Raw genomic sequence first — 22,040 nt, 5'->3', positions numbered from 1 at the left:
ACGTGCGTGAGCCGTTCGAGAGCAGGAAGTACCTGGACATGGCAACCGACCAACCGCCGACTCCGCCCATGGACTGGGCCGACGCCCGACCCTTGCTAAGGCCGGTGCTGCGCCCGCAAAGCTGCTACCGGGCGGACGAATGGCCGACGGTCGAGACGTTGACGACGCTGAGGGCACACGCCATCGACCTACCGGCCGGATGACGATGTTCACGATGACGGGCTGGCCTGTGCCCCGCTAGTCCGGCGGCTCGCTGGTGGTGCCGTGGGCAGCCGCTTGTTCCCGGTCGCTGCGATTGCCGGGTACACCTTCGGCTTCGCTTTCCTCGGTAACCTTCTCCTCGAGCTCATCAACGATGTTTTCCAGCTCCTGAGTGCGGCTCAGCGGGTCTTTGTCGGGTTTGGTCATATCGCTTTCCATAGGCCTGGGTGGGGTAGGGCTCCGGCGCCGGGAACCCGCCGCTATCCATACCCGATCACGCCATCGTTAACCAGCCCCCGAGCCGACAAGACACAAGACACAACGCCGCGGCGATGGAAGTATCGCAAGAGTGGCTACCGAGAAACCTCAGACCATTGCTTACCCCGCTGCCGGCGGTCGCCCGCGGCGCCAGCACTCCGACCCGCTCGATCCGCACGTCATCGTCCTTTTCGGTGCAACGGGCGACCTGGCGAAACGAAAATTGCTCCCCGGTCTGGCCTACCTGGACCAGTCCGAATTGGCACCCGATATTCAGATCGTCGCCACGTCGCTGGAAGACCTGAGTCAGGACGAATTCCGCGAACTCGCGAAGGAGGCGATCGATTCCTTCGGCACGCACAAGCTAACGCCCGAACAATGGTCGAACTTCGCCAAGATCGTCACCTACGTGCCGCAGGGAGCCGGACCCGAGGCACTGGCCGAGGCGGTTGCGCGGGCGGAGGACAACCTGGGGTCCCACGTTCGGCGACTGCACTACCTGTCGGTGCCGCCGAAAGCGGCGCGTGCCGTGATCACCATGCTCCGCGACGCCAAGCTGGTCGAGCGTTCGCGCGTGGTGATGGAGAAACCGTTTGGCACCGATCTGGCCAGTGCGGTGGCGCTCAACGACTTTGTGCACGAAACCTTCGAAGAATCCCAGATTTTCCGCATCGACCACTTCCTGGGCAAGGAAGCCGCGCAGAACATCTTGGCGTTCCGCTTCGCCAACGGCCTATTCGAGCCGATCTGGAACCGCAACTTCATCGACCACATTCAAATCGACATCCCCGAAGCCAAGGGCCTGGATCAGCGGGCGAACTTTTACGAAGAGACCGGCGCCTACAAGGACATGGTGGTGACCCACCTGTTCCAGGTGATGGCGTTCGTGGTGATGGAGCCGCCGACGGCGCTCGAGCCGTTCGCCATCAGCGAGGAAAAGAACAAGGTGTTCCGTTCGATGCTGCCGGTCAAGCCGGGCAACGTGGTTCGCGGCCAGTACAACGGCTACCGCGACGAGGACGGCGTGGCAGAAGATTCCGACACTGAGACGTTCATCGCCCTCAAGGTCGGCATCGACAACTGGCGATGGGCCGGCGTGCCCATCTACTTGCGCACCGGCAAGAAGATGGCCGAGGGCATCCGCATCATCTCGATCGCGTTCAAGGAAGCCCCGCGAACCATGTTCCCGCCCGGATCCGGGGTGGGCACCCAGGGGCCCGATCACCTCACGTTCGACCTCGCCGACAACTCGAAGGTGTCGCTGTCCTTTTATGGCAAGCGGCCCGGTCCCGGCATGAAGCTGGACAAGCTGTCCATGCAGTTTTCTTCACAGGAGATCGAGACGGTTGTGGACGTGCTGGAGGCCTACGAACGGCTGATTCTCGATGCAATGCGGGGCGACCACACGCTGTTCAATACCGCGGAGGGCATCGAATCATTGTGGGAGCGCTCGGAAGATCTGCTTACCGACCCGCCGCCCGCCAAGATGTATCAGCCGGGCACGTGGGGCCCGAATGCAATTCACCAATTGATCGCCCCCAACGCGTGGCGGCTGCCGTTCGAGCGGGAGTGGCGCGAAGCCAGGCAGTAGCCGAAGCGCTACCAGCCGGCCTCAGCTCAATTCGGCGCTGAGGTAACTGATCGCGTGACGGAATTCCTTGAGGATTTCGTTGTCGGGCAGCACGAATCCATAGTCGGCATAGACCTGTTCGGTGGGATGGCGGGTGACGTTCCAACCCGTGGCGCCCAGGTGCTCAGCGGCGGGGCGGCGCTCGCCGAGCCAAACCAACTCGGCGACGTCGATGTCCAGTCCGTGCTTGCGCCAGGTGCTGCGCATCGCCCGGGCCCGTTCGTCTGTGAAGACGCTCATGTCGGTGATGTTCTCGGTTGCCAGCCGGCTGCCCGGGGCGCTGAGCGCGGTGATGTTGTCCAACAATCGGTCCTGGGCTTCGGGCGGTAGATAGGGCAGCAAGCCTTCGGCGATCCAGGCGGTGGGGGAGTTGGGGTCAAAGCCGCTGTCGCGCAGGGCTGTTGGCCAATCGTCGCGAAGATCGATAGCGACGGTCCGGCGCTCGGCGGTCGGTTCGGCGCCGATCTGGACGAGTGTGCCGGTCTTGAAGGCGATGACGTCTGGCTGATCGACCTCGAAGACCACGGTGCCTGTGGGCCAAGGCAACCGATATGCCCGCGCGTCGAGCCCGGCGGCCAAGATGACGGCCTGCCGGATACCGGCGGCGGTGGCGGCGCCGAAGAAGTCGTCGAAAAATCTGGTCCGCACCGTCATCTGCTCGCGCCGCTGCTGCAGCGTCATCGGCATGTCGTCGGTGTCAAGCGGGATCTGGTCGTCCAGCATGCGGGTGAAGAAGGGGTGCCCGACCGCACGCACCAACGGCTCGGCGAACCGGTCGTCAAGTAGCGGATCCGGCTCGCGGGACGCCAGTGCCCGGGAGGCCGCCACCATCGTCGCGGTCGCCCCGACGCTGGAGGCCAAGTCCCAGCTGTCGCCCTCGCTACGCGCCGAGCCATATGATGACATTCGCTTCCCCTTCCGCAATCCACCCGTCGCGTGGGCCAATTCGCCTTCGACGCCGCTGACCACTGCCGACTGCACCACCGGTACCGAAGGGTACTTTCTGGCTATGCCGCGCGCACCACGCACCTGCCGCGCAGGCATTTGACTCTTGCACCGCTGGACGACGACGCCGAAAGTGAATCACGCCATGGCACCGACCCTGCGCCCGCGCCGATCCGCCCTGTACCTGCCCGGCAACAAGCCCCGCGCGCTGCAGAAAGGCAGATCGCTTCCGGCGGACGTGCTGATATTCGACCTCGAGGATGCGGTGGGACCCGACGCGAAAGCCGAGTCGAGGACGACGGTGTGCGATGCGATCTCGTCGGAGGGCTACCGGCCGCGCGAGGTGGTGGTGCGTATTAACGGGTTGGACACCGATTGGCACGACGACGACCTGGCCGCCGTGGCCGCGTCGACGGCCGACGGCGTGCTGGTGCCGAAAGTCGAGACGGGTCAACAGGTTCAAGCGCTGGCCGACGCGCTCGACACGTTGGGAGCGCCGAAGTCGCTGCAGCTGTGGGTGATGATCGAGACACCCCGGGCCTTCCTGCGGGCCGAGGAGGTCGCGTCAGCCAGCGATCGCCTGGCCGGGTTGGTGGTGGGCACCAACGACCTCGTGAACGAGCTGCACGGCCTGCACGTCTCCGGGCGCGCACCCGCGGTGCCCGCCCTAGGCCTGGCTTTGTTGGGGGCGAGGGCGGCCGGAAAGGTCATCTTGGACGGGGTGTTCAACGACATCACCGACGTGGGCGCATTCCGGGCCGAGGCCCAGCAGGGCCGCGAGATGGGATTCGACGGCAAGACCCTGATCCACCCGTCGCAGATCGCCCCCGCCAACGAGCTGTTCGGCCCATCACGCAGGGAGCTGGACGACGCCCGCAAGATCGTCTCGGCCTACGAGCAGGCGCAGGCCGCCGGAGCCAGCGTGATCACGGTGGATGGCCGCATGATCGAGAGCCTGCACGTCCGCGACGCCCAGCGCATCCTCACCCTGGCGGAGCTGATCGCTGAGATGCAATCCGGCTCCTAGGGGCGGTGCACATGCCGGGTGCGTCGCTACGGGTGCGTGACGGCAGCCCGCAACGGGAGTCCGGTGCCCGCCACACGGTAGGTTGAACGCGTTCCGACGACTCGAGAGGAGATGACGTGGGCCAGACCGTGGCCATGGCCGAGGCCGACCGCGCGTGGATGATCGACACGCTGCTCGCGCTCCTGCAGACTCCGAGCCCGTCGGGACGCACGGATGCGGTGATGCAGCTGATCGGCGACATCTTCGACGACTTCGGGGTGCCGTTCACGCTGACCCGGCGCGGCGCGCTGACCGCCGAACTCCCGGGTGAGTCCGCGACCATCGACCGGGCCGTGGTGGTTCACTCCGACACCATCGGCTGCATGGTCCGCGAGCTCAAGGACAACGGCCGCCTCGAACTGGTTCCGGTGGGCACCTTTTCGGCACGGTTCGCCGCGGGCGCCCGGGTGCGCATTTTCATCGACGACCCCGACGAGTTCATCACCGGAACGGTCATGCCGCTCAAGGCCAGTGGGCACGCGTTCGGTGACGAGATCGATACGCAACCCACGAACTGGGAGCACGTCGAGGTCCGCATCGACCGCAAGGTGTCCACGCGGGAAGACCTTGTTCGGCTCGGCCTGCAGATCGGTGACTTCGTGGCGTTGATCACGAGCCCCGAGCTCACCGCCGACGGTTTCATCGTCTCCCGTCACCTGGACGGGAAGGCGGGTGTCGCGATCGCGCTCGCGCTGGCCAAGAACTTCTCCGAGAACAAGGTGGTGTTGCCGCACCGCACCACGATCCTGGTCACCATCACCGAAGAGGTCGGCCACGGAGCAAGCCACGGCCTGCCCGCGGATGTCGCCGAGTTGGTCTCGGTGGACAACGCGGTGTGTGCGCCCGGCCAGCACTCCCTCGAGGACGGCGTGACAATCCCGATGGCCGACATGCACGGCCCGTTCGACTATCACTTGACGCGGAAGCTCTGCCGGCTCGCACAGGAGCGGGGAATACCGTTCGCCCGCGACGTTTTTCGCTACTATCGGTCCGACGCAGCGGCGGCCATCGAGGCCGGGGCCAACACCCGCGCCGCCTTGGTCGGCTTCGGCCTCGACGGCAGCCATGGCTGGGAGCGCACCCACATCGATTCGCTGGAAGCGGCCTACCACCTGCTGCACGCCTGGCTGCAGACGCCGTTGACGTTCGCCAAGTGGGACGCCCAGCCGACCGGCAGTCTGCGCGACTTTCCGTCATCAGAGCAGCCCGCACCCAGCGAGCGGTGGGTGCCGCTGTCCCGCGGCGATCACGAGAGACCGGGCGAAGCGTCGCCCGGGACGCACTGGCCGCCGGAGGGACCCCAGGCCTGAGGCTGTTAGATCTGCGCCCAGACGATCGTCGTCTGGTCTCGATACCGGCGTTGCCGGACTCGTGGCCCCAGCCGAACTGCTTGTAGCCGCCGAACGGCATAGAGTGGTGCGGCAGAAGTTACGCGCTTAACCCCTTGCTGTCTTCGACATTCGGAAGAATCGGGCGCCAGTGCTTACCTGTCGCGGGCGATCCGGTCGGCGCGCCAGCATCGGGACTGCATGGGGACGTCGATCGCGTCGGCGCCCGGGAAACGCTCGGCCAGGAGGGCTCGGGCGTGGTCGAGCCGCCGCGCGCGGTCATCCGACGAGGCGATGATCAGCCGGCTGTACGTGCCGACCATCGCGACGACATCTTCGATGGCCATAGTCCGCACGAATGCGAACGTCTCACGGGCGACGTCGTGGAAGATGTGCGGATCGGGGAGGACGACGTCCTGGTGCCGGCGGCGGAAGCGATCCGGCGCATCCGCCTCGGTCGTGTCGTCACCGGGGAGCCGGTCGAGGTCGCGAACCCAGTCCACGTCGCGGTCGCGACTCGTCCAGATCAGCCCGAACCGCCCGCCGTCGCGCAACACGCGACCGATCTCCGGAACGGCCCGTTCGGGATCCATCCAATGCCATGCCGACGAGACGAACAGCGCATCGGCAGAATGGTCGGGGAGGGGGATCGCCTCACCGGTGCCCGCCACGACGCGCACCTCCGGAGAGCGCTCGGCCAGCACAGCGCGCATCCGCGCATCCGGCTCGACGGCGACGACTTGCGCCGCCCGGCCGACGAGCGTGCGGGTGAACAGTCCGGTGCCCGCGCCCACGTCGACGGCCACCTCACACTCGGACGGCAACAACCAGTCCACGGCCTGGCGCGGAGGGTGCGGCCGAAGCCCGTCGTAGTCCTCGGCGATCGAACCGAAGGACATCGCGCGTTCTTGACGATCGATCACAGCGACAACGTAATCCAGCTCGCTGTGCAAGACATGAGAAGTCACGGCCCGTCACCAGAGCGCGCTGTGATTGACGAGCGCATCGGCAATGAGCCCGATTCCGAAAACCAGGAACAACAGCCGCACCGACATCGGGCCGTAGCGAGTGAGCGCACGCACAATCGCACGCTGAATCCGCTTGGCTGGCATGGTCTTTCTCATCGAGAGGGCCAGTATCAACAGCGGCGGCGAGAGAGCGATAACCCAGTAGGCGATGATGACCGATGGCCAGAACGGCGGTCGAGGGCGCAGCGCGGCGAGCATCGCCAATCCGGTGAGGTAGGGCACAGCCGTCGGGGCTTGGCCACTGCCCACCGCCAGCCCCAGAAACCCCAGCAGCCACGGACGTTGCCGCATCGCCGCCAGCGCCCAACCCGGCGCCGATGATTGCGCGGTGAGCGGGAAGTAAGCCAAACCGATCAGCACGATCCCCAGCAGCAGTTCGCCTCGGAAGCGAATCGCCGGTGTCAGACGAAAGTCGAGCACGTCGGTGATGAAGCTGATGCCCAGCACGGTGCACACGCCAAAGGTGGTCGTCACCGCAAACACACCCGCGATGTAGCTCAGGGCGCCGGGAATCGGTGACCGACGACCCAGCCGGCTGTCGAAGATGACGGCTGAGACCACGCCCAGGTTGAGCACATTCAGCGAGTCGAGAAACGCCAGTCCGGCAAGCGCCAGTGCCAGGGCCACGCTTGTGTACCGGCTCTAGTGTGCGGGTTCCGCTGCTGCCCGCAGCGGACTGCGCACTGACCACGGCGGCAGGATCAAAGCGGCGATCATGCTGCAGACATTAGTTCGGGAGGAACGGGTCGGTTGAGGCTGCCCGTTGTCACCGGCTCTCACCACGGCTGACGGTGGAGGCGATGGCGGCAACGCAAGTTATGCGCGGAATTGCCGAAGTGTTGGCGGCGGGCGGGTTTGATGCCGCGGTTGAGGCGGCCACGCGGGTGGCAGCGCATGATCGCTTGCAGCTCGGCCCCATCGAGTCGTGCTCATCAGAGGCAGATTCCCCAACGGATGCCTGATCTGACAGACGCGAAGCCGACCAAATGGTTTGGCGTGCAATTAAACTAATCGGGCTTGGATGAGCGGACACAGCGCGGCGCGCCGACCTCAGGAGAACTGAATGGGATTGCTCGACCATAAGATCGCGGTCATCACCGGCGCCAACTCGGGCATCGGGCTGGCCACCGCGCAGCGGTTTCTCGCCGAAGGCGTCGACCGGGTGTTCATCACCGGTCGACGCAGGCCCGAACTCGATGACGCGGCAACGCAATTAGGGCCGCGCGCCGCAGCCGTAGGTGGCGACGTCGGAGTGCCGGGTGATCTCGATCGGCTGTACTCGGAGGTCGCGGCTGCGGGCAAGGGCCTCGACATCGTGATGGCCAACGCCGGATCGACGAGGGTGGCGCGGCTGGGTCAGATCACCGACGAGGACCTCGACGCGCTGCTGACCACCAACGTCAAGGGAGTCGTCCACACCGTGCAGAAAGCGCTGCCGCTGCTCAACGATGGCGCCTCGATTATCCTCACCGGCTCCACCACCGCCGACCGTGGACGCCAGGGACTGAGTATCTACGCCGCCACCAAGGCGGCCGTCCGATCATTGGCCCGCGCCTGGGCCAACGAGCTCGCCGACCGCAACATCCGGGTCAACGTCCTCGTGGCCGGTTCCACGGCCACTCCCGGAAGCGACACGCTGGCAGCGCAAACCGATCCCCAAGCGTCGATCGAAGAGTTCCGCGCCGGTCGCATCGCCACGATCCCGCTGGGCCGCTTCGCCGACCCGATCGAGATCGCCAATGCCGCAGTATTTTTGGCCAGTGATCTGTCCAGCTTCACCACCGGATCCACGGTGACCGCCGACGGCGGATTCAACCAAGTCTGACACGTCCGTTGGGGGCCTCGCGGGCGTGGTTCAGCGCTGACGGTCCACAAGGTCGTCGGCCAATTCATCGAAGAGGGCCTGGTTGAGGCCGAAGGCGAATTTCACCTCGCAGACGATGCGATCGATCTCCACGGCGTCGGCGCTCAGGGCGTCGAGGCGAGCCCGGTACGCGTCCTTGTACGGTTTGGGCCGCACGGGGAATTCGTAGAAGGAAAGGCCGACACCGCGCAGGGCAAACGTGCGGTCCAGGATTTTGCCGATGCCCCGCCCTCCGGACAGGTCGCCGAGATAACGGGTGTAGTGGTGGGCCACCAGCGCGCCGCCCCACGTGGAAGCGCGCAGCCGCTCGGCATAGGCCGCCGCGGCGGGGGAGTCGACTTCCCGTTCGGCACCCCGGGGCTGCCAGTATTCGAGGTCGGCGTCGATAGCCGTCAGTCGCTCCAACGCGGGGTCATACACAGCGGCGACCATGGCATCGTCACGGCGCGCCCGCACGGCTTCCTCCAGGGCGGCGTACACGATCCGCAACCGCAGCAAGTAGGCGGCGTAGCCCGCCGCGCCAATCCGGCCGGCGAGCAGTTCGGACATGAATGGGCTCTGCTCGGCGGCATCGTGTTCGGCCGCCGAGCCCTCTTTCATCGCGACCGACAGACGGCGGCTTGTTGGAACGGCGATCGAGCGCATGACCTGCTCACATTACATTGATGATCGCGGCGGGCGGTTGCTGCAGCGGATGCAGGCAGAGCCGAAAGCCCGAGTGTTGCTGTCGGGAGAAATTATTGTGAGCGCGCGGGCCACAGTGCCGGCCAACGGGGCGACACGCATTGATAGCTTGGAGGTCTGGCTGCTAACCCTCACCAATCCGATGAAGCCGCTCGCGTGACCAGCGACGAGCGGCTCGTTCGCCCATCGGTGCCCACGCATCAGCCGATCGACGATCTCGTGCCGGTAGGCACCCCCATCGACCTGGACAACTGTGCGCGTGAGCCGATCCACATCCCCGGCAGCATCCAGCCGCGTGGTGTGCTCGCGGTGGTACGCGAGCCCGCGTTCGAGGTGCGTCAGGTCAGCGCCAACGTCACCGACCTGCTCGGGCGTCCCGTGGAGGCCGTCCTGGGCCGGCATCTGTCCGCACTCATCGGTTCCGAGCAGGCCGCCCGCGTCGAGCAGGCCGCTGCGACCTTCGGCAGTCTGCGCCAGAACAACCCTTTCGAGTTCACCATCGAGGTCGCCGGCGAGTCGCGCGCCTTCGACGCGATCCTGCACCGTGAGCCGGGCGGCGTCGTGTTGGTCGAGCTCGAGATCGCTTATGGGGTACGGCCGTTCTCATTTCCGAACACCTATCAGGCGGTCCGCGGTGCGGTGGAGGAATTGAACCGGGCGGCCACGCTGACCGAGCTGTATGCCACCGCCGCGCGCGCCGTCCGGGACCTGACCGGCTTCGACCGGGTGATGGTGTACCGCTACGACGAGGAATACAACGGCGAGGTCGTTGCCGAGTCCAAGCGCGACGACCTCAACTCCTTCCTCGGCCTGCACTACCCCTCGACCGACATCCCGGCCCAGGCGCGCGCGCTGTACGAGAAGAATTGGATTCGGCTGATTTCCGACGTCGACTACACGCCAGCACCGCTGATCCCGAGCATCGACCCGGTGAGCACTACGCCGCTGGACCTGACGTATGCCACGCTGCGCAGCGTTTCGCCCATCCACATCGAGTACCTGCAGAACATGGGCGTGCACGCATCGATGTCGATCTCGTTGCTGCGGCAGGGACGGCTGTGGGGACTGATCGCCTGCCACCACTACGCCGGTCCACACCTGCCACCCTTCGGCACCCGGGCGGCGGCCGAGTTCCTCGGCGCGACCCTGTCGTTGCGACTGGTCGACCGATTCGAGGACGAACAACTGCATAAGCGGTTGGCCGCCCAGGCCATACTGGGCAAGCTCACCGCCGCCACGCTCGATGACGCCGAGCCGCTGTCGCAGGCGCTGCTCGGCGCGCCCGACCTGCTCGACCTCGTGCCCGCCGACGGCGTGGTCATCAACATCGGGGGCGACACCCGTCTACGCGGCTCGGTTCCGCCGCCGGAAGTCGTCTCCGCCGTCGCCGACTGGGCGCGTGACATGGACGACGACATCGCAAGCAGCGAGTGCCTGTCCCGGGCGTTGCCCGAGCTCGAGCTCGACCCGCAGCTGGCCGCCGGCGCGCTCGTGCTCAACCTGCCTGACGGGCAATTCGCCGTTTGGTTCCGGCGGGAGGTGCTGCGTTCGGTGGACTGGGGCGGCGACCCGTACAACAAGGCGATCGCCGTCAGTGAGGGCGACCACCTTCGGCTCAGTCCGCGCAAATCGTTTGACCGGTGGCGCGAGATCGTCCATCGACGCAGTGAACCGTGGTCGTCGAGCGAGATCGAATCCGCGGGGTTGTTGCGGCGCCACCTGGTCGAGTCGCTGTACCGCCGGACGCGCGGAGCATTGCGCTTGGCTGAGACGCTACAGCGCAGCCTGCTGCCCGAGTCGATCCCGGACCTCGAAAGCTGGGAGCTGTCAGCCCATTACGAGCCCGCCGCGGGGGACAATGTCGGCGGCGACTGGTATGACGCGTTCGAGCTCCGCGACGGCCGGCTGATCGTGTTGATCGGCGACGTCGCCGGGCATGGCATCGCCGCGGCCGGCACCATGGCGGCGCTACGCAACGCGCTGCGTGCTCAGTTGTTCGCCGGCGCCACACCGGCTGAAGCCCTGGAGCAGCTCAACGACTTCTGTGTGCACATGCTGCGCGGCGCGTTCGCCACCGTCATCGCAGCGCGGGTCGATCTTCGCTCAGGCCAGGTGGAGGCGGCCTCGGCGGGCCATTTGATGCCGTACCTGACGAACTCGACAGCGATCCCGGCACCGATCAAGCTGTCGCCGCCGATCGGCGTCAAGGGTGTCAGATATGTACCCAGCACCTTCAGTATCGAACCCGGGCACGGCATGGTCCTGTTCTCCGACGGCTTGGTGGAACGCCGGGGTGGGTCCATCGACGATGGACTCGATCTTCTGGCCGAAACCCTTGGTCAGGCAGGGGACTCGGCGGCGACCCGGATCTGGACGGTGATGGCATCGGACCATACCGACGACGACGTCACCATCATCACGTTGCGCCGTCCCTGAACCCTCGTTAAGCGATTCGTATATCAGCGCCGAATTCGGTCGCGGCCATCCACAGTCCGAAAGGTAGCGAACTGCAATCACCAAGGACGGCGAGATGGCGAAAAGTGTTGCGACCAAGAACGACAACGAAAAGCTCGTCGTCGATTTCATACATGCCGCTTACGGCCAGCGCATGGACATCGACGCCATGACCGCACTCATGGCCGACGACTTCGTCTGGCAACTCCACGTGCCGCTCTCCCCGGTGGTGCGCGGACGAGACGCCGCGAGAGCCGAACTCGAAAAGCACAACACCCTGTCGACGGGCATGATCGAGGGCAGTGAGATCCGCACGATCGTGTCCGACGACGACACCGTCGTCGTCGAGCGGGTCGACGTGAACGAGATGAACGGCGTCGCCGTAACGTTCTACGTCACAGCACTCTTCGAGGTCCGCGACGGTGCGATCACGCACTGGCGTGAATATTGGGACACCACTCACGTCGCTCGACAACTCGGGATAGACCCCACGCTCATGTTCGCCCCCTTGAGTGATTGACCTGGGGCACAGGCGATTTAGCGGGCGCTATCCCGTCGCGTTGAGGATCTTGATCGCAAAGACGAGCGAGTCGCCGGGCCGGATCCCGGCGCTGGGCTGACCTTCGGGGTAGCCATCCGCGGGGACCATCGCGACGGCAACCGTAGATCCGACTTTTTGCCCGGCGATGGCCTTCTGGAAGCCGGGCACAACTCCGGTAAGCCGAAAGTCGACCGGTTCGCCGCGCTGATAGCTGCTGTCGAAGATGGACCCGTCACGGCCGTTGACGCCCATGTAGCAGACGGAGACCCTGGCGGTGCTCGAGACCACCGGTCCTTCTCCGGCGTGCAGCGTGTGCACCTGGGTCTGGCTCACGCTGAACGGTGCGGTGATGTTCACCAGCGGAGCGGTCGTATCCGTTGACCCGGTGACCGCGACGCTGCCGGTGGTGCCGCTCAGAGTCCAGTCGGGTGTTCCGCCGTTCTGCGGTGCTGCGGTGGGGCATGAGCCGGCCGCGGTGGCCGTGCCCGCGCCGGCGAGCGTCAGGGCGGTGGTTGCGACCGAAGCCGCAAGCGCGAGGGAACAGTACATCCGGGACTCCACGGCCGACACGCTACAGCCAGTCCTGGCGTTGCCTACCGGTAGGCCTGCACCGAGTGGTGCAGTTGTGATCTGGTAGCGGACCGGAAAGTGCCGCCGCCGGCACCCGGTTTCCCGTGGCCCTGACAGTTAGGTGCAAAGGCTAGGGGCGTCGCACACGTTGCCGGGACAATAAATCGAGTGGGCGGCGTTCACGAGGCTTCCCACGTCTAGCAATGTCACGCCCTTCGTGTCCAAACGGGCGTGCAGGTCGTCGGCGATTGTTGCGGCGTCCAACCCCAGGTGAGGTCGTAGCACACGTCGTGCGCCTCCGCGATCAGCGCCTCTTCCGTCTTTGGTGGCCATGTTAGGCCGACAGCGTGCAATTGCGCGAGGTACGCGTCATCTTGGGGGGTCGCAGCCGCAATGCCGCGGCCGCTCGCAACTGCGGCGGCAACCATTATCGGGGCAGTGATGGTGGCCAGCGGTCGGGGTGAGGACATTTGATTCCCTTCCAAACAAAGCAAGGCAGCATCACGATAGCCAGTGTTCATAAGAGCGGCCCGTCGAAATGCTCAGCGTGTGCCGGCGAGCTATCAAGTGATCTAAGCCAATTCGCGTGCCACCGCATCGAAAGCGCGCAACGTGTCAAGCATGTGCGGCTCGTGGGAGTTCATTTGGGTGGATAATTTGGCGGCGACCAGCTCCACGCTGCGATTGACGTAGATCATCTGACCGCACATGCCCTGGCACAGCACGACGTCATCGCCGGGATAAGGGAACCACATCTGGTTGCGATACATCCCGCCGGGCATTTCGTTGTCATCGGGGCTGGCGGCGAACGCCTGACGTGAGTCGGGCCCGCCGCCGAGGGTGTCCGCGATCCACGCCGCCGGCACCACTTGTTGGCCGGTCAATGAGACACCGTCGCGCAATAACAGGGAGCCGAATCGGAGCATGTCGGTGAGACAAGCACTGACGCCGCCGTTGAAAAACCCCGTGCCGCAAGCGTCTACACCGATCGTGGCGTCGCATCGGGCCCCGATGCGGCTCCACAACAGTTGTGACATCAACTCGGGCATCCGTCGGCCGCCGGCGACCTCGCAGATCCAGCCCAGCACATCGGTTTCACACGAGCGATATTCGAACGGGCCACCGTGAGCGGACTTCTGCCGTAAGTTCAACAGGAACTCTTGCAGCGTGGCGGGAGCGCCCGGACTGCTCCTGGGCGCCCACCCCATCGCCTGATCGAGAAGATGTATCTCCGCGGCCGGATCTTCATAATTTTCCGAAAAGTCAATGCCAGATCTCATATCCAGCAGATGGCGCACCGTCGCACCTGCGTAGCCGCAGTTCGCCAGTGCGGGAACGTAATCCGTCACCGGCGCATCGAGCGCGATCGCGCCGACCCCATGCAACGCCCCGACGACGGTCGCCACCAGCGACTTGCTCACCGAAAACAGCAGATGGCGGGTTCGGGGCCCAAAACCGCCGAGGTACTCCTCGGCCACCATCGACCCCCGGTGGGCGATGGCCCAACCGTCGGTGGCGGTGGTAACCATCACCTCGCGAACGGTGGTAGCGATCTCGCCGGAGTTGACCAGAGGTATCTCGGCCAGGGGAGAAGTGGCTGGAGGCAACGCCGCAACCGGCCCGGTCCCGCGCGAGATCACGACCGTCGGCACCACGTCGTCGACGTGCTGGAATGACCAGTGCGCGTAGGGCGTCGAGAGCCAGTTGTCCAGGGACAGACCTGCCGGGGCGCTCACGCGCGCGCGACGAGCCGTGAGACGATCGGCGCGGCCGGCGTCAGGGGCGTTGAGGTGAACTTCGCCTTCATGCCCTTGACCCAGCGCTGGCAGCGCTCGCTGAGCTGATAATCGTCGGTTTGCAGGTGTGAGCGAGTAACCAGCACGCCGAGTTGCGCACCCTCGGAACGTAAGTCCCCAGGCGCCGCGACACGCATGTAAAAGGCCTCGGAGCCGTCGAGCAGCGTGGCCCAGTCGTTGGCGGTCCGCGAAAAGGACACCCGGCCGTCGTCGTCGATACGCCATACCCCGGTGCGTGGCGTCGCGGTGAACAGCTCGACGTCCGGCGAGGTCTCCGTGATGATCACTTGGCCCCAGACCTCGTCCTCGCCGTAGCCGCACTCCCAGCGCGAGTTGATCTCGTCGATGTCGAGCTCGTACTCCACGTCCATGTACTCGAGCAGGTGAAAAAGGAACAGCGGCATGTCGGCGTAGGCCTCGGTGGTCAGGTTCGTCATCGGGCTGGCGCCGCTCAGCCGCGGGTTCACCTCGCCCAGGTAGAGCTCGTTGGAGTCGAGGTCATGCAGAAGGTCCACCTCGAAGTAGCCGAGGTAACCCTCGCGGCGCATGACGTCGCCCAACTTTCCCACCATTTCTCGCGCGGCGTGGGTCTGGGCGGGCGGCAGCACCTCGCGCCAGATGTCATTGCCACACCAGCTGCCCCGGCTCGGCGTCAGCTCCGAATAACCGACCAGACTCGTCATCGCGGGGCCGACCACGGTGCCGTGGCGGGTCACGGCACCCTCGAGGCACACTTCCACGTTGCGGATGCGCTTCATCACTTTGACTTCTTGCTGCGAGGTCAGGTCACCGGCATACTCGTCCCAGTCGCGCTGACCGTGCACAAAGAACGTCCCGCTGCCGGCGTTGCCATAGGCGACCGAGATGACCAGGTCGTCTCCCAATCCGGCGCTTTCTGCGAGCGTCAGCAGTTCTTCATAAGAACCGGCCCGCCCGATCGCGTGTGGCACGCTCGGTATACCCGCCTCGTTGGCCAGGCGCGTCATCACGATTTTGGAGCCCAGGCGCTGGCGCAGCTCGATCGGCGGATGCATGACCTTGAGCCCTGCCGACCGCGCGAGGGCCTGAATTTCCTCGTTCAGCATCACAAAGCAGCACTTGCCACCTGGACCTTTACCCGCGATGAACTCGAGCGTCTCGGGATCGGACAGGAGGTGGCTGCACACTTCGTCCATGGACTCAAAATCACGGCGGTCGCGGCGCCGGGGAACGAACACGCGCGAATGGGTGCCCTCGAAAGAGTCAAAGTAGGTCAGGTAGAAGAAGTTTCGTATCCATCGATCGACCCCGAGCAGGTTGAACGGGGTCGGCGAGATGAAAAAGAGCGGCACCTTGTTGGTGTGAAAGAACGCGCGTATGTCTGAGAGGCCGCTCAGTGCGCGCCGCGGCTCGGTACCCATCAGTTCGGCCGCGGTGCTCTCGGGGCGCGATGCCGGCGAGCGGATTGAGCCACGGCGATGAAAAGACATACCTCCATTCGGCAATTGTGCGCTTTGTCCGCGCCCGTGTCGAAGGTGAAGAATCCGAAATGCCGAAAGGCGAGCGGCCAGTTCACCTTGGGTCAAGGACTGCGGCCGTCACTTATATCTGTGAGCCGCAAAGGATTTGATGGGTTGGTGGCTGGTTCGGAATGACTGGTCAGCTCGCGAGCGAGCGCTGCAGCTCGGCCAGCGACGCGACGAGGTAATCCTCGCCGAAGATAGGCATCTCGCCGACGCGGTCCCGAAACGTCTGCGGCGTGCCGCTCCAGTCGTACGTGAGGGTGACGTCGGTGCGATCACCTTTCGGGGCCAGGTCGTAGCGCCAGAACCAGCCGCCCGCGGAGTGGTTGCCCGCGTCGTCGAGCACTCCCGGCATCCAGCCGATGGTGCGATCCTGCTCGAACACATAAACCAGGTTGTGCGTGATGTAGTCGCCGCCCGCTTGAGTCAGGTACATGTTCATCGCGAAGGTCTGGCCCGCGCCGGTGATCGGAGCGGCCTCCACCGAGTCGCGGACCCAATCGGTTGGCTCGATGTTCCGGTGGCGGGATGGGTCGGCGAGGACGGCGAAAATCTCGGCCGGGGTGGCGGCGATGGTGCGGGTGACGACGTAGCGTTCGGCGTTGGCGCTCATGGGTTGACCTCACTCGTCGTTGGTCCGTAAGCCGCGGCGATACCGGGGGAGTCGAGCCACCCCGAGTAGGTGGACCGCGAGGGCCAGCCTTCTGGCGAATCGAGCCACTCCTCTTGGCGGCCCCACGGCAGGATGTCGATCAGCCCAAACGAGTGACTGAGTTGCTCGGTGCCCCGCCCGTTCGTATGCCAGGTGCGGTACACCGTCTCGCCGTCGCGCAGGAATACGTTGACCCCGAAACCACCGCCCGGCGGCGCGTCCATGTCGGTGGCGAACGTGCTCTGCGATGACGAATACCAGTCCATCCGATTGCCGACCTTATGTTTGTAGGCGAGGGCTTCCTCGATCGGTCCGTTGGTGACGATGACGAACCGGACATCGTAGTTGTCGAGGAATTCCAGTCGAGTGAATTGCGATGTGAATCCGGTGCAACCGCCGCACTGCCACTCCGCGCCGTCGGACCACATGTGGTGGTAGACGATCAGTTGCGATCGGCCGTCGAAGACGTCGGGCAGACGAATCGGACCGTCGGGCCCGACCAGGGTGTAATCGCCCAATTCGACCATCGGCAATCGCCGCCGCTGGGCGGCGATCGCATCCAATTCGCGGGTGGCGGCCTTCTCGCGTTTGCGCAGATCGTCTAGCGCGGCCCGCCAGGATTGCTGATCGACGACCGGTGGCAAGGCCGTGATTTGGGAGGACATGATTCCACCTTTGCTCTCGATTGGTCCGTTTGGAAGGTCTGACTGCTCGACCGCTCGAAACTAATCGGCATGGTGGTCATTGCCCGAACCCCGATTTGCTGTTGACCCCTATGGCCCGGCTCGGTTCGATTAATGAACAGTCACGACGGGAGGCTCTAATGAGGGCATTCATTCGCCACCTTGTCGTCATCGTCATGATGGCGTTCGCGTCGATGGCGACCGTGGCGATCACGACGCCGGCCGTGAGTAAGGCCGACTGCGATCCGGGGCAGTGGTGGGACCCGTCCGGCAAGGTCTGCCGACCGCTCGGGGTCGGTCCGCAACCGTTGGCATGCGACCCGGGCCAATGGTGGGATCCGACGGCCAATGTGTGCCGACCCCTCGGTGTCGGGCCGCAGCCCCTCGCTTGCGACAACGGTTGGTGGTGGGATCCTGGCGCAAACGAATGTCGTCCGCCCGCAGGCTGATACAAATACGGCTCTCGGTGCGGGGGAGACCCTTTCAGCGTGTGGCGCGTTCCACCAATTCCGTTGGGATGAAGGCCTTTCGCCGCCCGGCCGTTAGGTTATGGGGTTCCTGAACACATGAACGGAAACCCGCACCACGGCTTCTGCAATGCCTCCGGCGGCGGCGGGCCACCCTCCCAGATTCCGGGGGCCACGTTCCCATGCCCCCAGTAGACGCCGTACCAGGTGTGGCACTGACTCGCGTCCCAGTTGACGTCCGTCCCCGGACATCCGCGACCGGTCTGGGGGTGAAGCCCGCTCTTTTGATCCTCCGGGCAACAGGTGTATGGCCCGCTTGCGCCGGGGGGTACCGGCCCGTCTTCTGGTGCAAAGCCATGCGTCCAAGGCGTCGGGCCGGGCTGGGCTTCGGCGCTACCTACGGCGAACCACATTCCGGGCACGGCGAAGCCGCCCGACAACACCGCCGCGGCGACTACTCTCTTCAGCGTTCGGGTCGTATCCACAGCATTGTCCTTTCCGCTCTCGTATTTAACGCCGAAAGCATGCGCAATTTCGCGTTTTCACCTGGCTACCGATCCCAACATCGCATTCGGGGCAGCTATGTCGGTCCTAGCGGATGACCTCACACGACAAAGACATTCGCTTCTGGGTTTTTCCAGCGTGACCTGCGGCGCCCTCACACTGACTTAGTGTGCAGGCGCCACGCCGTCGTGCAGCCCGTGCGGAAACGTCTACGCCGCACCGTATCTCGACATATATCGCGGTCCGCCCACCGCCGATTCCCGCCGCCTGCAACGGCCTACGATCGACCCATTGACGGCGTCGCTGCGCCGTGCGCGTTGGCAACTAGCCCCAGTAGGCGAAGTTACATGTGGGCCGCGGTTCACTTTTCAACGCAACGACCTTGTCGCCATCCATGATGATCGTGCAAATGAGCGGGACGTCCCCGCCGTCGGCCGTGACCTGCGACTCCAGTTCGTTGTAGACAGAGTAATGCTTTTCCCAGGGCAGCGGAACGTTTGCCTCAGTCTGCTCAGGGCCTCCGTTGATCCGGTAACTGATCGTCACCGGGCCGCCGCCGCCACTGACCTTCATTACCGCCGTGCCGACTGGCTGACCGGTCGGCGCCACTGACGTCGGCCCCGACGGCCCTGCCGTAGTGATTTGGAAGGTGCCCGCACCGCTAGTGGCATGAGTCGCGTGTCCGGTGGTGCTTTTGCTGCATGCGGTCGCGGCAACGCCCGCCGCGACGACGCAGGTGATCACCCCGACGGCATAACGATCCGAACGCATGCGCAAAGCCTACGATGACCGGCACGCCGTGTGGCCCACTAAAGGCGCTGCGCAGCGAAATCCGCGCCCTGGTCGACCATGCCGTTCGCCGCGTACAAAGTGTGAGCGATCCCAGGCGGCCCCGGAGGTGCGCCGTCACAGATGTTGTCATCGGCGGCGCACAGCCGATCGGTCTTGCTCGCGTACAGGGGGCCGATCACAATGGGCGGCGCGCCGCCACCGCGGAGGAACTCATTGGAAGGCGTCCCGAAAAGCACCACGGCGGCAACGTGATCCGCGACCGCTCGCGGCAGCGGTTGAGGTACATAGGACGCGAACTCCTGCGGCACTTCCTTGGGCACGGAAGCCGAAGTGACGAAGCCGGCCACGGCGGCGCCTTGGGAATATCCGCCAAGCACCACTTTGGTGTTCGGGCAGTTCGACGCCGTGGACTCGATATGTGCGCCGGCGTCCCTGATGCCGTCCACAACGGTTCGGGCGAAAGCAAGGCCGCCGTTGAAGTCGCTACTCGCCTCGTAATTAACCGGATAGACGCCCACGGACTTGCCGCCGACCCGTGACCTGAGCGCATCGACGAACGCCTGCCCGGTACCGCCGACCCCAGGCGGCTCGGCGGTACCGCGGGCAAACACCACTTCGACGTTGGGACACGGCTCGGCGGTCGTCTTCGGCGCGTGGGCGCAGGTCAGCCCCGCGCCGGCCGTTACCGCCGCAGTAGCGAGAAACCAGATGGATCGTAGCGAACTCATGCCTGCGATTGCCCACACGCCATTCCGCCTAAACCAGGGCCTGCCTGGCGACAGCGGACCGAGACCACCTGAATTGACGCGATTAGTTTCCCCAGGGCGTCCAGTCTGTATCCCCAACACGCCATCACCGCACTCGAGGAGACCATCAATGACTGCCACCTATACCTTCGACGTCTTTTCCAGCCTCGACGGCTTCGCCGGCGTCAGCGGCGGCGATTGGGGCGGTTATTGGGGCAAGCAAGGCCCCGAACTGCTCGACCACCGCCTCGGCGTGTATGGCGGGAAGCAGCGAATGGTTCTCGGCGCCAACACATATCGGCTATTCGCAGAAATGCTGTCCGAGAGCTCCGAGGATTCCGACGTGCGCGACCCGTGGGTCACGCGGATGCGGCACCTGCCGGCGACGGTGGTGTCCACCACCCTGGATGGACCTCTGGACTGGCCTGACGCGACCGTCGTGAGCGGCGACGCCGTCGATGCCGTCGCCCGACTCAAGTCGGAGTCCGAGGTGCCATTGCGCTCGCACGGCAGCCTGTCGATGAACCGAGCGCTGATGGCCGTCGGCCTGGTCGACCGGGTCCAGGTGACGATCTTTCCCGTGATCACCGGTCAGACCGGAGATGCTCCGATCTTTCGGGGTGCGGCCGACTTCGACCTCGAGCTGATGGAAAGCCGGACGCTGGACGGCGATATCCAAGAGCTCATCTACCGGCCCACCCTGCACGGCTGAGCGTATCCGTGCACGCCAGCCAAGCGTATGTTGCGTCTCCGGCAAGTTCTGTCAAGGACGCACTGGCTGCGGGGCTGACGTCACATATCGGCAACGCATTCCGTCAAGCGACTAAGGAAAAAACAGGGCTCCGTGGGAAGGGCGGCATGATGTATCGATGGAATAGGCTAGCGCGGCTGTACGTGGTCGCGGTGACATCGGGTGTGGGGGTAGCCACCGCTGGGATCGGGGTCTGGTGCCTGATCGACCCGCCTTCATTCGCCGATGCGGTCGGATTTGGCGAACACCGGCACTTCTTGCATGACGTCGGCGCGTTCCAGCTAGGTCTGGGCGTCATCCTGCTGCTGGCGCTGATCTGGGCCGATGCGTTGGCCACCGCGTTGGCCGGCTTCATTGTGGCCAACACTGTGCACACGGTGAACCACGTTGTGGACCTCGACGAGGGTGGTTCGGCCTCGCAAGCCTGGGTTCTCGGAGCGATGTCAGTTGCGCTGGCACTGGCCCTGGTGCTGCGGTTACGCCAACTCGGCTATGTTGTGGGCGCGGTTGGCACGGCAACCAATTCGGCGTTGGCGCCGTTCGTGCGGCAAAAGACCATCAGCCTCACGACCTTTCGGAAGGACGGAACGCCAGGTTCTAGCCCGGTCAGCATCGTGGTAAACGGAGACCGGGCCTACTTTCGGAGTTTTGAGCGGGCGGTCAAAGTGCGCCGAATGCGGCGCAACCCCACGGTCGAATTCGGCCCAGCCACAGCGTCGGGCAAACCGACGGGATCAACGCAATCGGGTAGCGTGCGCCTGTTGGAGGGGGATGAATATCTGAAAGCCAGTCGTCTGCTGCGGCAGAAGTATCCCTTTTTGCATGGCGTATTGGTGCCGTCGGCACATCGGCTTATGCGGTCCAAATTCGGTCGCACCATACACGCCGAATTGATTCCGCTACCCGAAGCGCGGGGCGAACAGGGACTGATGCGTCGGATGCGCGAAGACGCACCATCCGCCTGAACGTTCGGGCCGGCGGCATCGCTGCCGCACCTGAAACCGGATGCTAGCGGGCAGATCTGCGACAAGCGTTGCCGCGGTCGCTCATTCGACTGCGAACAGATGCGCGCTGAATTCTGCAGCAGCACTGGATAATTGCGATCGATCGCGATAGCACAGCAGAAGATTGCGGTGCGCCCACGCGTTTGTCAGGTCGATGGTGCGAAGGTCTCGAATCTGCCGCTGTGCTGCGGCCAAAGCTGGAACCACGGCGATGCCGACTCCGGCTGCCACCGCGGCACAGATTGCGTCAGTATTGGGCAGATGCGCGCGGTAGCGGGGGCGAAGGCCGAGAGGCTGGGTTTGGCCACTCAGGTGTTCCTGCAGCGGATTTCCCTGGGTGAATCCCAGGAAGGGGTAATCCAGACAGGCGCTGAACGCGACTTGGTCGCGGTCGGCGAGTGGATGGCCGGCCGGCACGATTACGACGAGCCGGTCCGGACGCAGCGTCGAGCACTCCAGTCGACCCGAGTCCACCGTGTCGGCGATTATTCCAAGCTCCGCGCGCCCCTCGGTGACAGCCGCGACGGTCTCATGGCTCGGGCGCTCCGCCAGCTCGATGTCGATGTCGGAATGT

The 22,040-nt window shown here is 65.0% G+C and carries 24 protein-coding genes and 1 pseudogene; 11 read left to right on the top strand and 14 right to left on the bottom strand.

Translation table 11 applies throughout. The features are described 5' to 3' along the window. Nucleotides 1-2 precede the first annotated feature (2 nt). Complete coding sequence (locus tag A5686_RS11625) at nt 3-203, top strand: hypothetical protein (RefSeq protein ID WP_067934200.1); 201 nt, start codon at nt 3-5, stop codon at nt 201-203. Between the two features lie 34 nt (nt 204-237). On the opposite strand, the gene A5686_RS11620 is transcribed toward A5686_RS11625, so the two are convergent. Beyond that, nucleotides 238-420, bottom strand: coding sequence for a hypothetical protein (locus tag A5686_RS11620; protein ID WP_067934198.1), 183 nt, complete (start codon nt 418-420; stop codon nt 238-240). A 130-nt stretch (nt 421-550) separates the two neighbouring features. Here A5686_RS11620 and zwf point away from each other — a divergent pair, with 130 nt between their 5' ends. Beyond that, the gene (zwf, locus tag A5686_RS11615; RefSeq protein WP_067934196.1) at nt 551-2,050 is read left to right on the top strand and encodes a glucose-6-phosphate dehydrogenase; all 1,500 of its coding nucleotides are present in this window, start codon (nt 551-553) and stop codon (nt 2,048-2,050) included. A 21-nt stretch (nt 2,051-2,071) separates the two neighbouring features. On the opposite strand, the gene A5686_RS11610 is transcribed toward zwf, so the two are convergent. After that, entirely contained in the window at nt 2,072-2,995 is a 924-nt protein-coding gene (locus tag A5686_RS11610; RefSeq protein ID WP_067934374.1) for a class I SAM-dependent methyltransferase, read from the bottom strand. 184 nt (nt 2,996-3,179) lie between these two features. Here A5686_RS11610 and A5686_RS11605 point away from each other — a divergent pair, with 184 nt between their 5' ends. Both A5686_RS11605 and A5686_RS11600 read left to right on the top strand, forming a co-directional pair. Further along, a complete protein-coding gene (locus A5686_RS11605; protein ID WP_067934372.1) occupies nt 3,180-4,061 on the top strand; it encodes a CoA ester lyase in 882 nt (293 codons plus the stop codon). 116 nt (nt 4,062-4,177) lie between these two features. Further along, nucleotides 4,178-5,410 carry an osmoprotectant NAGGN system M42 family peptidase gene (locus A5686_RS11600; RefSeq protein ID WP_067934195.1) on the top strand — a complete coding sequence of 411 codons (1,233 nt, stop codon included), beginning with the start codon at nt 4,178-4,180 and terminating at the stop codon, nt 5,408-5,410. Between the two features lie 173 nt (nt 5,411-5,583). Here the strand turns inward: A5686_RS11600 and A5686_RS11595 are convergent, their stop codons facing one another. Next, the gene (locus tag A5686_RS11595; protein WP_369829700.1) at nt 5,584-6,327 is read right to left on the bottom strand and encodes a class I SAM-dependent methyltransferase; all 744 of its coding nucleotides are present in this window, start codon (nt 6,325-6,327) and stop codon (nt 5,584-5,586) included. Between the two features lie 75 nt (nt 6,328-6,402). Beyond that, entirely contained in the window at nt 6,403-7,083 is a 681-nt protein-coding gene (locus A5686_RS11590; protein WP_067934193.1) for a hypothetical protein, read from the bottom strand. A 436-nt stretch (nt 7,084-7,519) separates the two neighbouring features. On the opposite strand from A5686_RS11590, the gene A5686_RS11585 reads away from it, so the two are divergent. Then, nucleotides 7,520-8,281 (top strand): SDR family NAD(P)-dependent oxidoreductase, encoded by a 762-nt coding sequence (locus A5686_RS11585; RefSeq protein ID WP_067934191.1) that lies wholly within the window; start codon nt 7,520-7,522, stop codon nt 8,279-8,281. Between the two features lie 30 nt (nt 8,282-8,311). Here the strand turns inward: A5686_RS11585 and A5686_RS11580 are convergent, their stop codons facing one another. Beyond that, nucleotides 8,312-8,965 (bottom strand): heme oxygenase (biliverdin-producing), encoded by a 654-nt coding sequence (locus tag A5686_RS11580; protein WP_067934190.1) that lies wholly within the window; start codon nt 8,963-8,965, stop codon nt 8,312-8,314. Between A5686_RS11580 and A5686_RS27600 the strand changes: the two genes are divergently transcribed. From A5686_RS27600 to A5686_RS11565, 3 genes are all read left to right on the top strand, one after another. Then, a complete protein-coding gene (locus tag A5686_RS27600) occupies nt 8,868-9,164 on the top strand; it encodes a hypothetical protein (RefSeq protein ID WP_197520559.1) in 297 nt (98 codons plus the stop codon). The two genes, A5686_RS11580 and A5686_RS27600, sit on opposite strands and share 98 nt — an antisense overlap. Continuing rightward, nucleotides 9,161-11,440 carry a SpoIIE family protein phosphatase gene (locus A5686_RS11570; protein ID WP_197520553.1) on the top strand — a complete coding sequence of 760 codons (2,280 nt, stop codon included), beginning with the start codon at nt 9,161-9,163 and terminating at the stop codon, nt 11,438-11,440. The genes A5686_RS27600 and A5686_RS11570 overlap by 4 nt, the downstream gene beginning before the upstream one ends. 94 nt (nt 11,441-11,534) lie before the next feature. Further along, on the top strand, nt 11,535-11,978 hold the full coding sequence (locus A5686_RS11565; RefSeq protein ID WP_067934186.1) for a limonene-1,2-epoxide hydrolase family protein: 444 nt from the start codon (nt 11,535-11,537) through the stop codon (nt 11,976-11,978). Between the two features lie 27 nt (nt 11,979-12,005). Here A5686_RS11565 and A5686_RS11560 read toward each other — a convergent pair whose 3' ends face one another. From A5686_RS11560 to A5686_RS11540, 6 genes and pseudogenes are all read right to left on the bottom strand, one after another. Continuing rightward, nucleotides 12,006-12,548, bottom strand: a complete 543-nt coding sequence (locus A5686_RS11560) for an FKBP-type peptidyl-prolyl cis-trans isomerase (RefSeq protein ID WP_369829699.1) — start codon at nt 12,546-12,548, stop codon at nt 12,006-12,008. 138 nt (nt 12,549-12,686) lie between these two features. Then, nucleotides 12,687-12,997: pseudogene (locus tag A5686_RS26580) on the bottom strand (DUF732 domain-containing protein). Nucleotides 12,998-13,141: 144 nt separating this feature from the next. Beyond that, nucleotides 13,142-14,305, bottom strand: a complete 1,164-nt coding sequence (locus tag A5686_RS11555) for a serine hydrolase (protein ID WP_067934183.1) — start codon at nt 14,303-14,305, stop codon at nt 13,142-13,144. Continuing rightward, the gene (locus tag A5686_RS11550) at nt 14,302-15,765 is read right to left on the bottom strand and encodes a biotin carboxylase (RefSeq protein WP_067934367.1); all 1,464 of its coding nucleotides are present in this window, start codon (nt 15,763-15,765) and stop codon (nt 14,302-14,304) included. The genes A5686_RS11555 and A5686_RS11550 overlap by 4 nt, the downstream gene beginning before the upstream one ends. Nucleotides 15,766-16,003: 238 nt before the next feature. Then, nucleotides 16,004-16,480, bottom strand: a complete 477-nt coding sequence (locus tag A5686_RS11545; protein WP_067934181.1) for an SRPBCC family protein — start codon at nt 16,478-16,480, stop codon at nt 16,004-16,006. Next, entirely contained in the window at nt 16,477-17,184 is a 708-nt protein-coding gene (locus tag A5686_RS11540) for a DUF899 family protein (RefSeq protein ID WP_067934180.1), read from the bottom strand. The genes A5686_RS11545 and A5686_RS11540 overlap by 4 nt, the downstream gene beginning before the upstream one ends. Before the next feature lie 158 nt (nt 17,185-17,342). On the opposite strand from A5686_RS11540, the gene A5686_RS11535 reads away from it, so the two are divergent. Beyond that, nucleotides 17,343-17,651 carry a hypothetical protein gene (locus A5686_RS11535; RefSeq protein WP_067934179.1) on the top strand — a complete coding sequence of 103 codons (309 nt, stop codon included), beginning with the start codon at nt 17,343-17,345 and terminating at the stop codon, nt 17,649-17,651. A gap of 846 nt (nt 17,652-18,497) precedes the next feature. On the opposite strand, the gene A5686_RS11530 is transcribed toward A5686_RS11535, so the two are convergent. Both A5686_RS11530 and A5686_RS11525 read right to left on the bottom strand, forming a co-directional pair. Next, entirely contained in the window at nt 18,498-18,944 is a 447-nt protein-coding gene (locus A5686_RS11530) for a hypothetical protein (protein ID WP_067934177.1), read from the bottom strand. A gap of 38 nt (nt 18,945-18,982) precedes the next feature. Next, nucleotides 18,983-19,693: a cutinase family protein gene (locus A5686_RS11525; RefSeq protein WP_067934175.1), complete on the bottom strand. Its 711-nt coding sequence runs from the start codon at nt 19,691-19,693 to the stop codon at nt 18,983-18,985. A 148-nt stretch (nt 19,694-19,841) separates the two neighbouring features. Here A5686_RS11525 and A5686_RS11520 point away from each other — a divergent pair, with 148 nt between their 5' ends. Further along, nucleotides 19,842-20,423 (top strand): dihydrofolate reductase family protein, encoded by a 582-nt coding sequence (locus A5686_RS11520; RefSeq protein ID WP_067934173.1) that lies wholly within the window; start codon nt 19,842-19,844, stop codon nt 20,421-20,423. Between the two features lie 146 nt (nt 20,424-20,569). Then, the gene (locus tag A5686_RS11515; protein WP_067934171.1) at nt 20,570-21,427 is read left to right on the top strand and encodes a PPOX class F420-dependent oxidoreductase; all 858 of its coding nucleotides are present in this window, start codon (nt 20,570-20,572) and stop codon (nt 21,425-21,427) included. Nucleotides 21,428-21,508: 81 nt separating this feature from the next. Here the strand turns inward: A5686_RS11515 and A5686_RS11510 are convergent. Beyond that, a partial coding sequence (locus tag A5686_RS11510; RefSeq protein WP_231986354.1) for a LysR substrate-binding domain-containing protein occupies nt 21,509-22,040 on the bottom strand: 532 nt, incomplete at its 5' end.

Origin of the sequence: Mycobacterium sp. E2479 (assembly GCF_001667925.1) — a bacterium.
Taxonomy (GTDB): domain Bacteria; phylum Actinomycetota; class Actinomycetes; order Mycobacteriales; family Mycobacteriaceae; genus Mycobacterium.
Note: the sequence above shows the minus strand (reverse complement) of the source record. Positions and strands in the feature narration are given on the sequence as shown.